The organism is Nocardiopsis sp. KDC1DS13DA1, assembly GCF_055632325.1.
This window is the reverse complement of sequence record NZ_JBVMUY010000006.1, coordinates 142,102-154,957: the sequence shown is the minus strand read 5'-3', so window position 1 is coordinate 154,957 and position 12,856 is coordinate 142,102. Positions and strand designations below refer to the sequence as shown.

The following is a 12,856-nucleotide window of genomic DNA, read 5'->3' as shown; positions in this document are numbered from 1 at the left end:
TTCGCTAAGCGCTGGGCGCGTCTCTGGATCGGCTCACCCGTGCCGCTATCGGGGCGCTACCCTGAGCTCACCGGTACAGCTCCAGCGGCAGCAGGGGACCCCTATGGCGGTAGCGACAGGCACGCCCGACGAAGAGCCCGAAGGCAGGTATCCGACTGAGTCGAACGAGTTCAGCATCAACAGGCCGGGGCTTGAGAACTTTCAAAGTTATCTAGAGTCCGTGGTGGGCAGAGCACAGGTGCACAACGTTGTTCACGGTGACTTTGTCGTTGGAACGGGTGTCCAGTCCCGGAAGGTCCTGCAGGAGCAGGCCGACAGCAGCTTGGCTAAGCAGCGGCAGAAGTTCTATCTCGACTTCCTGAAGCAGTCGCTAAAGCAGGCCGAGGTCACCTTCTGGCTCAGCATTGCGTTCATGGCCGCTGGCGCGATCGTCATCCTGGTGGGGGCTGTGCTCGCCCTGGTGTACACCCAAAGCGCGGACCTGAGCTACGTGCCTCTGGTCACCGCCCTCACCGGTGCCTTGATCACCGTTGGAGGCGGGGCGCTCGCCGTTCACGCACGCCGAGCCAAAGCGCACGTGACGGAGCAGGCCAGGCGTATCGGTGACAAGGCAGACAAAGACGACGGACTGCGGACCACCCTCAAGTTGATCAGCCAGGTCAGTGACAAGGACCTGCGCGACCGTATCCGCACGGCGGTGGCGTTGCAGGCCCTGGGCGTAACATCCGATCCCGAGACGATTGCCAGCAGCCTCTTGGCCGACCCTAAGGGCGAGATCGAGCCGGGCGACTCCAAGTCTGACGGTCGCTAGTTTGAGCGGTCGAGTTTTTTCGAGACCTCCTGGATGGCCTTGCGGACGAAGTGCAGGTTGCCCTCAGGCGCATCTCGGGTCTCCCGGAGGTCGGTGAGGTTGATCTTGTAGGACTGCTGAGGGAGCGGTCCGAACGGCCCTTCGGCGTCGATCGTGATCGTGTGGATCTTCGGTTCGTCCTCTTGGACGACCTCGTGTCCAACTCCGAGAGACCAGACAAGCGTGCGACCAGGGCCAAGGGCTGTGATGCCTTCGCTGAGCCGCTTCTGGCCACTGCCCGCACCGTGGGGGTTCTCCTGGAGCAGTGGCGGGTCGATGGTGGCACGGACGTTGTGAGCGAACGTCAGGCCCGAGTTGCCTAGTACCAGGTTGAGAATTGTTCCTTGGGCCTCGTCTGGCACTACGTCCACCCAGACGTACGGTTGGACGGCATCCTGCGCTGCCTTGCGCTGAAGCTCTGTCTGGGCTGCTGCGGTCTTGGCAGCCTCGCGCTGAAGCTCGGTCTGGGCAATCGCAGCCTCAACCGCTTTCTCCTGAAGCTTGGTTTGCGCCTCCGCGGCCTTGACCGCGTCCTCTTGGTGTTGAGTCTGAGCCTTTGCTGACTTGACTGCCTCCCTTTGGATCTTGGTCTGGGCCTTCGCGGCGTTAGCGGCTCGGCCGGTGAAGAAGAGCGCAACAAGGGCAACAAGAGCGGCGCCCACAGCGCCCACAGAGGCGATGGCCGCCCAGGTTTCAGGGTCCATGCCCTGATCTTCGCAGCGCCCCCGTCCCTGTGCGGTCAGCTTCGCCCGGTTGTTATGGCACGGGTGTTTCGCACGGAGTTCAACGAAGGCCCTGGTATGTGCCGGGGTCGCCTCCCGTCATTCCTGTGAGCTGGGCAGCTATCACTCTCGTTCTGGGAGCGCTCGTTGAAGCGAAGGAGCCTTCACCGGGTCGCGGTGATGGTGTCTCCGCAGCGGGAGCAGGTGGCCGTGGCCGTGCGCCCGTGGCGGACCGGAGGTTGGTCGGGGACGTAGTCATGGCCCTGCGGACTCGGGCAAGGGATCGCACCGTCCATCGCTCAGCCCACCCCAGGGCGGTCTTCGCCCGATTGGCGGATGCGGCTGGTGCGGCCTCGGTACGCTCCTGGGGCACGGCGACACCGAAGCCCAGGAGGCGCGTGATGCGGGAGATCGAGACGAAGTACCGGGTAGGGGACCTCGAAGAGGTCCTGCTCGCCCTCAAAACCGCTGGGGTGGAGCTGGGCGAGCCGGTCTTCCAGGACGATCAGGCCTACGCCCCTGCGGGCTGGACACCGGAGATGGGCAAAGCTGGTCACACTTTCGCGCGGCTGCGCAGTATGGACGGCGGAGCGCACGTCTTCACGACCAAGACCCCGCTGGCCAACTCGATGGAGTGCGCCGAGCACGAGACGGCAGTCGCCGACCGGGAGCAGATGCACGCCGCCGTGCTCGCCATGGGCTACGAACCCACCGTGCGCATCGTCAAGCACCGTCGTACCGGGGCCGCCGGTCCGATCGGGGTCTGCGTCGACGCGGTCGAGAACGCGGGGACGTTCGTCGAGTTGGAACTGGTCATCGACGACGAGCGCGACGGCCTGGCGGTCCAGGCCGAGCTGGACGCCTGGGCACGAGGGCTCGGCGTCGAGCTGGAGCGCACTACCGACACCTACGACACGCTGGTGCGCGCCGCTGCCTGAGTCACCACCCGTGCGGGGCGAACGGCACCCGGTCGAGCCACGCGCGGACGCCCTCGGCCGGATAAGGGATGGTGTTCGACGGAAGCACCCGAGGGTCCGCCCACACGAGCTTTCCGCACTCATCCGGTTCGGCGTTGTAAGGCTCGCCCGCCCATTCGGCGGCCAGGAAGAACAAGCCCAGCCGGGCGTGCCCGGGACCTTGTCGGTGGTGGACCACGGCCACCAGAGTGAGGTGGTCGGGATCGATGTCGACCCCGACCTCCTCACGCGCCTCGCGCGCGGCGGCCGCGTGCACGGGCTCGCCTTCCTCCAGGTGCCCGGAAGGCAGGTGCAGCATGCCGTCGCAGTACCCGGTGCCCTGCCGCTCCAGCAGCACGATCTCACCCTCCCGCTGCAGGATGACGTGCACGTCGATGACGCTGGTGTACGGCATGGCGGGGTCCTGTCCATGATCAGGCGGCGGTTCGATCCTGCGACCATAGCGCCCTGATGAGGTCGGCGAGGCGAGCCACGGTCTCCTCCACGCCGCGAGTGGTGTCCACGACTTCGGTGAGCACTCCTTCACGGGTCAGCTGGTCGGCGACCCGTTCATACAAGGCGACCTCCCTGACCGTGTTGGCCGGATCGTCCTCGAACCGGCCGTGGGAACCGCGCACGGCCAGGCGCTCGTGCAGTTCCTCGGCCGGCGCGGTGAGGACGACCTGGAGGTCTGGTGGCTCCACGAACCTGTTGAGTTCTCGGACGAACCTCTCCGGGATCTCATCCAAACCGGCTTGAAGGACGAGCGAGGACGCGGTGAAGCGGTCGCACAGCACGAGTCGGTCCTCGGCGAGCGCGGGCCGGATCTGGGCGGCCAGGTGGTGATAGCGGTCCGCGGCCACCAAACAGGCCAACGCCAGGCCCGAGAACTCGTGCGTGCCGCTGCGGGCGAGTCGACCGATGGCCCCGGTGGAGGGTTGAGTGGTGGCCAGCACCCGCAGCCCGTCGTCCGCCAGGCGTGCGGCGAGCGCCTTGACGGCGGTGGACTTTCCGGCCCCACCTGGACCGTCGACCGCTACGAGCAGTCCCGTCATGCCGCCGCCCTTCGCTGGTGCTCGCCGTGGGACAGTTCGACCAGAGCGGCGCGGACTTCGGCCACCGACGCCTCGCCGAACTGGATGTTGGAGGAGAAGTTGAACTCGTCTCGCTGCCTCATGGCCTCGTCCACGCCCTGGTCGGTCAGGTCGACCGGGCTGTAGTCCAGGAGCTGATCGGGGGTGTAGCGGCCGGAGGCCATGAGACGGTGCCACTCCGGCGTGCCGGGGTAGGGGCGGAACTCGAACACGCTGCTGCGGAAACGGCCCGGGGCGCCCTCGGTGAGGTCCCACAGCTCCCGCACCAGATCCACGGTCTGTGCCATCTCCGCCCGTGACTCGCCGGGGAAACCCAGGATGAAGTAGCCCTTCACGCTGATCCCCCTGCCGACAAGCCGGGTGACGACCGAGCGGATCATGTCCTGGGTGATGCGCTTGTCGATGTAGGACAGCACTCGCTCGGAGCCGGACTCGATGCCGAGCGCGACCTCCCTGAGCCCGTTCGCGACCAAGCGGTCCAGGGCGGCCTCGGTTTCGCGGGCGAGCACGTTGATGCGGCCGGTGGCGTCCCACACCGCCCACTCCCCGACACAGTGGGTGGCGAAGCCGTCCATCATGGTGTTGATGACGCGGCGGGCACCGAGGAAGAGGTCGTCGACGAACCGGAACGCGCTCACCCCGTAGGCGGCGCGCAGGTGCTCCATCTCCGCGACCACGTTCTCGGGGGAACGGACCCGGATCGTGACGTCAGGGTTCGCGGAGACGGCGGCGCCGCAGAAGGAACAGTCATAGGGGCAACCGCGGGCACCGACCATGTTCGCCTCCCACCGGCCTGCTTCGAAGTGCGGGTCCTGGGTGAGGAAGTCCCGGTCGACGAACGGCAGGTCGTTGATCGGTGGGGCGAGGTGGTGGCCCTGCCCCGGTCGGCCGCCTGTCACTGGAGTCTTCAAAACGGGGTCGAGCCACATCACCCCGGGCAGGTCTCCTCGGTTTCGGTGATCGTGCAGGAGTTCGACGGTGCGGGTCTCACCTTCGCCGATGACCAGGGCCTCGCATCGGGCCATGCGGGGGTCGGCGAGTATCTCGGTAGGCATGGCCTTGGCCTGGTGCCCGCCGAGCATGACCTTGATGCCGGGATCCAGGGCCGCGGCGATGGTCGCGGAGATCTCGTAGGTGGGTGCCAGCAGGTTGAACCCCACCCACCGGGGCGCGGCTGCGTTGACGGTCCGGATGACGTCGGCGACCGGCAGCCCGAGCGCTTCAGCATCGAGCACACCAACCGCGAACCCGGACTGCGCGGCGTAGGTGGCGACGTAGCCCATGCCCAGCACCGGCAGCGTGTAGTCGTTGACGCGCGGGCGTTCGGCGTAGTCGCGCAGGGGCGCGTTGACGAGCAGCAGGTCGAGGGAACGGCCAGGGGTGTGGCCGCTGATCAGGTCATGAAGGGGGTTGGTCCTGTCCACGGGGTCCTCCCAGTGCGAGGGTGAGCACGGTCAGGGCGGAGAGCTGTTCGGGTGTGGCGGCGAAGGACCGCCACCAGCGGGCGAAAGTCGCCTCGTCGGCGGGCCAGTCGATGTCGGGGCAGGCCTTGCCCGCCCACGTGCGCACGGCCATGTCGCCGTAGGGGTAGAGGGAGAAGTCACCAGTGACGTCGGCAACGGCGGCTCCGGCGGTCCACGGGCCGATACGAGGTACCGTCTGCACTTCCTCCACCAGCACGTCGGCGGGAAGCTCCGCCCACTTGGGGCCGGACTCGGTGAAGGCCTCAGCCGCCGCGATCAGCGGTCGGCGCTTGAACGCCATTCCCAGTCCGGCGAAGTCGTCCTCGTTCAGGGCGAGTACGGTCTTGGGACGCGGGAAGGCGGAGAGTCCGGCCCCCGGGAGCGGGGCGCCGTAGGCGGCGCAGAACCGGTGGTACATCAGGCGGGCCTGGTCGGCGCGGATCACCTGGCGGATGATCGCGGTGGCCAGCGCTTCCCACAGGTCGGCGGTACGCAACCGCTGCACCGGACCCTGCTCCTCCAGAGCGGAGCGCAGGCTCTCGGGGATCGACCCGCCGAGGCTCATCGGGGAGTACATGTCTACGGTCGGATCCGGGCCGTGGCCCTCTCCGACCCGGTCGAGGATGAGGGCCGAACCAGCGGTCGCGATCCATACGCCGTACTCGGTGCGCACGGTACGGCGAAGCTCGGGAGCGGGGGTCCACCCAGGATGGTCAACGATCACGCGCATGAAGTCCTCCGAGGTCAGTCACGGGACAGCCGGGATATCAGCGCGGCCAGTGCCTGCTCTCCCCGAGAGGAGAGCCCGCGACCGACCACACGCTGCGTGCGTGGATCACGCACCACCCGATACTGACGGGTCACGTTCCCGATAAGTGGGTCGGTCTCGAAAAGCAGCCTCGCGAGCTCCTGGCGTGTCCGCCTCCCCACGGGGACCAGATGCACCATCCGGTCACGCCGAGAGGTCGTGAGCCATGCCGCCTCGAAAGGAGACAGCACACGCACAGCACCGGTGGCCAGGTGCACGGACAGAACCCGCGGGGCACGCTCAGCGCTCACCCGCCACCGCCTCAAGGCGTGTGGTCACGGCGTGGCGGGTGACGGCCGGCATGAAATGGATGATGGGCTTGCCGGGCTTCGGGCGTGCCACCTCCGCCCACACCGTGTGTCCGTGCTGATCCCCGTGCCAGCCCCACGCGGTCGCCAGAGCGCTGACCAACGTCAACCCCAAGCCCAGGGGAGCGGCCTCGGTTTCCGCACTGAGATAGGGCTCCCCGGGTACCGAGTCGGGCAAGGGCCCCTCGTCGGTGACGGCGACACGCAGATGGTTCGGGAGGTGTGTGAGCGCCAGCCGCGTCTTCCCTCCCAGCAACCCGGAACGGGTATGCCGCAGGCTGTTGGCGAAGAGCTCGTTGGCGATCCAGACCAGGGGCTCGGCCTGGAGCCAGTGGAGCCTGCTGGCCGTCCACACCCAGCGTCGCGCCTGCGCGGCTAGCCGCGAGTCGGCGCCGTACTCCACAGCGAGCACATTGGGCTGGTCCGACCTGACGAACCGGGGCAGAGGAAGCGGCGGAAGCGGCATCTCGATCCTTGACACGGCAACTCCTCATAAAGGACAGGAACTGCGACCGGGATTGGCCAGAGAACACGAATCGCTTCACGCATGTGATCCAGGTCGCTACGGTGAGATAACCACTGCGCGCGTTTGATCGGTACGGGTATGCACCGTCGAACTGTGCCAACGCTGCCAAGGGGTTTTCGGAGGACGGAATGCGTCGTGGCCACAACGACAAGCTGAAGTCCCTCATCGCCGAGCTCGGTTGGTCCCAGCAGCAGACCGCCAGCCGCTTCGTGAGAGTGGCCCAGGAAATGGGGCACACCGACCTGGTCAGCGTGGGCCGCTCCACCATCTCGATGTGGGTCTGCGGCACCCGACCGCAAGACCCGGCCCCCGCTGTCCTGTGCGAAACGCTCTCCCGAGGACTGGGTCGGCCAGTACGGCTGGAGGAGATCGGTCTGGGCAGGTCCCCGATCCCGTCAGCCGGGGCCATCTGGGGAGCCGATACCCTGACGGCGCTGGCCGACTTGGGGAGAAGCGTGGACAGACGAGGCTTCATCGGCACCGCTGTCTACTCCGTGGCAGGGCTCGCTCTGCCAGAGGAGTCCTGGTGGCGGCAGTGCCTGGAGAGGGCACGGGCCCGCCCAACGACCCGTGGAACCGTCACCTCCGACGACATCGAGGCGATCCGGGACGCCACGGCGCTCTTCCAACGCCTGGACCAGCAGCGCGGGGGCGGTTACGGAACCTCCGCCGCCACTGCCCTGCTCACCGACGAGGTCCTGCCGACCCTGCGCCGACACGCCCCCCACGAAGAACAACGACGCGAGTTGTTCTCCGCAGCCGGTGAGCTGGTGTACGTGCTCGGCTGGTCCAGCTTCGACGCGAACCGGCACGCCACAGCGCAGCGCTACCTCCAGTTGGCCGCCAAGCTCGCCGCCGAGGCCGGGGACCGGGCACTCGTCGGTCACATCCTGCGGGCACTGGCCCACCAAGCCCTGGATCTGGGGCACTACCCGCAAGCCGCGAACCTCACCGAAGCCGCGACCTCCTGCTACGACGCGACTGGTCCCCGCGAGCGCGCGCTGCTGGGCGTCGTCCACGCCCGTAGCCTGGCCCGCGTCGGCGACACCAAGAGCGCCTCCCAAGCCCTGCTGCGGGCTGAGGACGATCTCTCCGATGCCACTCCCGACACCGAGCCCGCCCGGGTCTGGTTCTTCGGCAAGGCCAGCCTCGCGCATGAGACCGCCCGCACCCTCCAAGCGATGGGCGACCTGGGGAGCGCACAGCGCGAGTTCGAGCGCAGCGTCCAACTCCGAGGCGCCGCGTTCAGCCGTACCCACGCCGTGACCTTGGGCTACCTCGGGGAGATCCAGGCCTCCCGAGGCGAGATCGAAGCAGCCTGCGCCACCTGGTCGCGGGCGCTGGACGCGATGGAGGGCGTGCGCTCGGGCCGGGCGAAGAACACGGTCCAGACCATGAGAACCGCGTTGAGCACGGTGCGGGGACGCGGCATCAGCGCAGTCCGAGAGGTTGACCTACGAGCCGCCGAAGTCCTGCGTGTAGCCTGATCCGGCCCGGTACCGGCCCCTGGAAGGACCCTCCAGTGGAGATCACCCTCACTCCCATCGCCACCGTCGTCGGTGGACGCTCGCAGGTCGCCGACGACTACTGGGGAGGGATCCAGTCGATCATCCGGCTCAACGCGGACCTGCCCCTGGACACCCTGAAGGGACTGGAGGAGTTCTCCCACCTCCAGGTCGTGTGGCACTTCCACCACGGGTCACAGGACGATGTGCACCTGGGTTCACGACACCCGCGAGGGAACACGGACTGGCCGGAGACCGGGACGTTCGTTCACCGCAACCACCGCCGCCCCGCACGACTCGCGATCTCCCACCCACGCCTGCTCAAAGTCGAAGGACGCGACCTCTACGTGGAAGACCTGGACGCGGTCGACGGAACCCCCATTCTGGACATCGCTCCGTGGTTTGCCGAGTTCGGCCCTCGTGGTGAGGTCCGCCAACCCGCGTGGCCCGGCCAGATGCTCTCGGACTACTGGGCGACGCCGCCCCGGTAGTCGCCGTGGGACGAACATCCCCGCACTGATAGTCAGACCGTGGCCAGTCGGCAGTACACCGCTGCCGCAGTAGCGGCTCCAGCCCTCATCGGGCCCGTACAGGACTGGATCCTTGAGCGGGAGCGCTGGCTTCAACCGACAAGACCAGGCGGGGCTTGAAGCGACCAGTGCCGTGCAGTTGCTCGGTTACCTCGATCGCTCTTCTCACGATGGTGTCCTCAACGGCGAATGCCACTGACCAACCTCACCGGCCTTTGGAACACCCGGGGAAACCCGCGGATCTGTACGCGCGGAAACTTCAAGCTGACGGCGTATTGCGGAAATCGACGTCCGATTCGACCGCTTTTGTGTCGACCCTCCGACGCATCGTTCACACGAGCATGTCGCATTCGCCTTGCACCCGTCTTCCTAGGAGGTCATCAGGGCAACCGGAAGCGGGGGTGCTGCGGCGACGCGCAGCCCCCGGCGGATGGCCCCGGTGCCGGAGCCCTCGACGGTCGAGGGCACGCGATGACGGAGGTCGACCAGGTGAGAACAACACAGACCCGCAAGAAACAGCGCTCCAGGAGGCGGCTGCTGGAGGTCCGGCCGACCGTCCCGACAGCGGCGGTGCGGGGACGCGGGGAGGTGGTCGGATGATCGACTTCCTCGTCGGAGGCGGGGTGTACGCGGTCATCGCCATGATCCCGCTCATAGCCGTCGCGGTGTCCGCCGCGCTGATCACGGCACGGTTGGCCCGCCACCGCTACCTGTCGCGCGAGGCCCGCCTGGTGGAGATCCTGCCGCCACCGCAGGCCACCCTCGCCAACGCCACCGAGTTTTGGAACCACACCATGGGGCTGCTTAAGCCCCGCTGGTCGCGGTGGCTGGTGCAACCGCACCTGTGCGTGGAGATCGTGGCCTCCGCCGCCGGGGTGCGCTTCCAGGTGTGGGTGCCCGGGATCGTGCCGCCAGGAACGGTGGAGCGGGCCGTCGCCTCGGCCTGGCCCGGCGCGACGACCTCCACACGCAACTTGACTGTCGGTGAGTCGCCCCTGCCGCAAGGGGCGTACACCACGGGGGGTCTGGTGCGTCTGGGACGTGGTGAGGAGTTCCCGCTGCGTACGAAGTTCGACGACGACCCGCTCCGTACCCTCCTGGGGGCACTGGAGGACCTGGCGGAGGGCGAGCACTGCCTGGTCCGGATCAGCGCGCGCCCGGCGACCGGACTCCGGTTGGCCCGGGCACGGAAGGCCGCGGCCCGACGCCAGGGTCACCCGGGGCTGGCGAGCATGCTGCTGGACGCCGTGGACCCCACCGTCTCCTCGCAGCCCCGTCGAATGCCGGTGCTGCCGGGGACCCGTGATGACGTGAGGGCGATCCTGACGAAGGCGTCCAGCCCACGGCTGGCGTGCGATATCGCCTACATCCTCACCACCACCCGCCAGGGCGCGGCCGCGAAGGAGCGCCTGCGGGGGCGAGCCCACGGTGTGGCGTCTGGCTTCGCGGCCTTCAGCAGCGGCACCAACCACCTGGACCGCCACTTCATGCCCAAACCCACCTGGTGGGCGGTCAACCGGTTCCTCGCCAACGGGTTCCTGCTCTGCACCGCCGAGCTGACCGGGATCGCGCACCTACCCACCGACACGTGCGTCCCCGGCCTGGCCAGGGCCGGAGCCCGCCCGGCCGCACCCAGCCCGGTGGTGCCCAGGGGCGGGGAGAACACCAGGGTGGTCGGCGACTCTGACGCCGGTGTGCGCCGTCCCATCGCGTTGGGGGTGGCCGAGTCGAGGCAGCACACGCACATCCTCGGCAAGACCGGATCGGGTAAGTCCACGCTGCTCGCCAACCTCGTTCTCCAGGACGCCGAGGCGGGCCGGGCCGGTCTGGTGATCGACCCGCGCGGTGACCTGGTCACCGACATCCTCGCCCGCCTACCCGAACACACCATCAACAAGGTGGTGCTGTTCGACCCTGACGACAACGCCCCACCGCCGAGGCTGAACCTGTTGCAGGGCGGGGATCCGGACTTCGTCTCGGACACGGTGGTGGGGATCTTCCGCCGGATCTACGACCAGTACTGGGGGCCGCGGACCGATGACATTCTGCGCGCCGCCACACTCACCCTGACCAGGGCGAAGGATCCCGGGCTGACGTTGGGGCACATCCCGCGCCTGCTCGCCGACGACGCGCTACGCAACGAGGTGATGGGCAAGGTCACCGCTCGGGCAGGGGGTGAGGATGAGGCGCTCGCGGACTTTTGGGACTGGTACACGGGGCTGACGGTCTCGGCCCGTTCAGCGGTCACGGGGCCCGTGTTGAACAAGCTGCGTACCGCGCTGCTGCGCACGTGGGTGCGCCAGGTGGTGGCCTCGGGCCCGTCCACCATCGACCTTCCGTCCCTGTTCGACACCGGGCACCTGGTGCTGCTGCGGTTGCCGAAGGGGCGGCTGGGGGAGGACACCAGTTCGCTGATCGGGTCGTTCGCCCTGGCGGCGACCTGGCAGGCGGTCACCGCCCGCATCCACACGCCAGAACACCAGCGCAAGGACCTGTGCGCGTTCATCGACGAGGCCCAGAATTTCCTGAATCTCCCGGGCTCGTTGGAGGACATGCTCGCCGAGGCCCGCGGCTACCGGCTCGGGCTGACGCTCGCCCACCAGGAGCTCGGACAGCTTCCCGCGGACCTGCGCAAGGCGGTGTCGGCGAACGCGCGAACGAAGATCTACTTCGCCGCGTCCCCGGACGACGCCTCCAGCTTGCAGCAGCACACCCTGCCGGTGCTGGGGGCCTACGACCTGACGAACCTGGGCGCCTACCAGGCGGCGGTGCGCCCGCTCGTGGGGGCCAAGGAACAGGGAGCGGCCACGGTGCGCACCCGCCCGCTTCCGCCCGGGGTGAAGGGCCGGGCGACCCAGGTGCGCAAGGCCGCACGGCGTCACGCCCCGCAGACAGCTACGCAGCCTCCTGTTTCGGGGGTGAGGCCGTCCCCGGGGAGGCCGTTGTTCCAGCGGCGGCCCTTTCCGGTGACCGACACCCGGAGGGGGAAGCGCACGTGAGGGGGCAGGCGAAGGACCATGTGGAGCGCAGCCAGGTACGTCCCTCGTCGCTGGCCCGGGGGCGGATCATGCCCCGCGACATCCAGGTCCTGGGCGGGGTACACGACCACAAGGTGATGACCACCGAGCACCTGCACCGCCTCTACTTCCCCCGCGCGGGGGAGAGGTCGGTGCGGCTCCGGTTGCGCAGGCTCCACGGCTACGGGCTCCTGGACCGCTTCCGGCCGCTGTCGCTGCGGGGGAGCAGCCCCTACCACTGGGTGCTCGGCTCGGCGGGCGCACGGTTGCTCGCCATGGAACGGGGAGCCGAGGCGGTCTCCTACCGGTTCGAGCGAGCGGCGGGGGTCGCGGACTCACCCCGCCTGGGGCACATGCTCGGCCTGGTCGACTGCCTGGTCGCCTTCACCGTCGCGGCCCGCCAGATGCCGGGTGCGGAGCTGGTGCAGTGGTTGAACGAGGCCGAGTGTGCCCAACGGTGGGGCCGCTACGTGCGCCCCGACGCCTACGTGCGCTGGGAGCAGGAAGGGGAGCAGGCGCACGTGTTCGTGGAGTACGACACCGGTTCGGAGACCTTGGCGATGGTGCGGGACAAGATGACCGGCTACGCCGACCTCGCGCGGGCGACGCGTTTTCCGTCGGTGGTGCTGTTCGTCGTGCACTCGCGGGTCAGGGAGACCAACCTGGCCGGGGTGCTCGCCCCGAGGAGCAGTAGCTGGGCGGGGGCTTATCTGGCCACGTACGCCGATCTCGCCGAACCGGGACCGGCGGCTGCGGTGTGGAGGCCCGCCCACAGCCAGGACCGGTTGACGCTCATGCAACTCGCCGCACGCCACCCGATCAACTGACGCAGCGCACCAGCGGCCGCCTGTTCAGGAGCCTCCTGGACGGGCGGCCGCAGTCATGCGCAGGGCACGCGGCCCGCACGACCGTTTCTGAAGATTTTCAGTGTGCCGTGACTGTTCTGACGGATTCCGGTTGAAGATTCTCGTTCCTTTCAGGAACGATCGGCACTGCCACGCGCGGCGGCGATTCTTTCGTTTCTGTTTGATCGAGAATCCGGAGTTCCCCTATGTCTGAAATTGTCATTCTGTTGTG

At 68.2% G+C, this 12,856-nt stretch carries 12 protein-coding genes; 6 read left to right on the top strand and 6 right to left on the bottom strand.

From position 1 onward, the window contains the following. Nucleotides 1-103 precede the first annotated feature (103 nt). Nucleotides 104-811, top strand: a complete 708-nt coding sequence (locus ACTVAJ_RS06155) for a TRADD-N-associated membrane domain-containing protein (RefSeq protein WP_470387083.1) — start codon at nt 104-106, stop codon at nt 809-811. Here the strand turns inward: ACTVAJ_RS06155 and ACTVAJ_RS06150 are convergent. After that, nucleotides 808-1,554, bottom strand: a complete 747-nt coding sequence (locus ACTVAJ_RS06150; protein WP_470387082.1) for a hypothetical protein — start codon at nt 1,552-1,554, stop codon at nt 808-810. The genes ACTVAJ_RS06155 and ACTVAJ_RS06150 overlap by 4 nt on opposite strands. 419 nt (nt 1,555-1,973) lie before the next feature. Between ACTVAJ_RS06150 and ACTVAJ_RS06145 the strand changes: the two genes are divergently transcribed. Beyond that, nucleotides 1,974-2,510: a class IV adenylate cyclase gene (locus tag ACTVAJ_RS06145; protein ID WP_470387081.1), complete on the top strand. Its 537-nt coding sequence runs from the start codon at nt 1,974-1,976 to the stop codon at nt 2,508-2,510. 1 nt (nt 2,511) lies between these two features. Here ACTVAJ_RS06145 and ACTVAJ_RS06140 read toward each other — a convergent pair whose 3' ends face one another. From ACTVAJ_RS06140 to ACTVAJ_RS06120, 5 genes are all read right to left on the bottom strand, one after another. After that, a complete protein-coding gene (locus tag ACTVAJ_RS06140; protein WP_470387080.1) occupies nt 2,512-2,943 on the bottom strand; it encodes an NUDIX hydrolase in 432 nt (143 codons plus the stop codon). 19 nt (nt 2,944-2,962) lie between these two features. Continuing rightward, nucleotides 2,963-3,583, bottom strand: coding sequence for a dTMP kinase (gene tmk, locus ACTVAJ_RS06135; protein ID WP_470387079.1), 621 nt, complete (start codon nt 3,581-3,583; stop codon nt 2,963-2,965). Further along, nucleotides 3,580-5,046 carry a B12-binding domain-containing radical SAM protein gene (locus ACTVAJ_RS06130; RefSeq protein WP_470387078.1) on the bottom strand — a complete coding sequence of 489 codons (1,467 nt, stop codon included), beginning with the start codon at nt 5,044-5,046 and terminating at the stop codon, nt 3,580-3,582. The genes tmk and ACTVAJ_RS06130 overlap by 4 nt, the downstream gene beginning before the upstream one ends. Next, on the bottom strand, nt 5,021-5,815 hold the full coding sequence (locus ACTVAJ_RS06125; RefSeq protein ID WP_470387077.1) for a DNA-3-methyladenine glycosylase family protein: 795 nt from the start codon (nt 5,813-5,815) through the stop codon (nt 5,021-5,023). Before ACTVAJ_RS06125 ends, ACTVAJ_RS06130 begins: the two co-directional genes overlap by 26 nt. Nucleotides 5,816-6,133: 318 nt before the next feature. Then, on the bottom strand, nt 6,134-6,682 hold the full coding sequence (locus tag ACTVAJ_RS06120) for an ATP-binding protein (RefSeq protein ID WP_470387076.1): 549 nt from the start codon (nt 6,680-6,682) through the stop codon (nt 6,134-6,136). Between the two features lie 173 nt (nt 6,683-6,855). On the opposite strand from ACTVAJ_RS06120, the gene ACTVAJ_RS06115 reads away from it, so the two are divergent. From ACTVAJ_RS06115 to ACTVAJ_RS06100, 4 genes are all read left to right on the top strand, one after another. Further along, the gene (locus tag ACTVAJ_RS06115) at nt 6,856-8,214 is read left to right on the top strand and encodes a hypothetical protein (RefSeq protein WP_470387075.1); all 1,359 of its coding nucleotides are present in this window, start codon (nt 6,856-6,858) and stop codon (nt 8,212-8,214) included. Nucleotides 8,215-8,249: 35 nt separating this feature from the next. After that, on the top strand, nt 8,250-8,723 hold the full coding sequence (locus tag ACTVAJ_RS06110; protein WP_470387074.1) for an SAM-dependent methyltransferase: 474 nt from the start codon (nt 8,250-8,252) through the stop codon (nt 8,721-8,723). Nucleotides 8,724-9,358: 635 nt separating this feature from the next. Then, entirely contained in the window at nt 9,359-11,761 is a 2,403-nt protein-coding gene (locus tag ACTVAJ_RS06105; protein WP_470387073.1) for a type IV secretory system conjugative DNA transfer family protein, read from the top strand. Further along, a complete protein-coding gene (locus ACTVAJ_RS06100) occupies nt 11,758-12,606 on the top strand; it encodes a replication-relaxation family protein (protein ID WP_470387072.1) in 849 nt (282 codons plus the stop codon). The genes ACTVAJ_RS06105 and ACTVAJ_RS06100 overlap by 4 nt, the downstream gene beginning before the upstream one ends. The last annotated feature ends 250 nt before the right edge of the window (nt 12,607-12,856 follow it).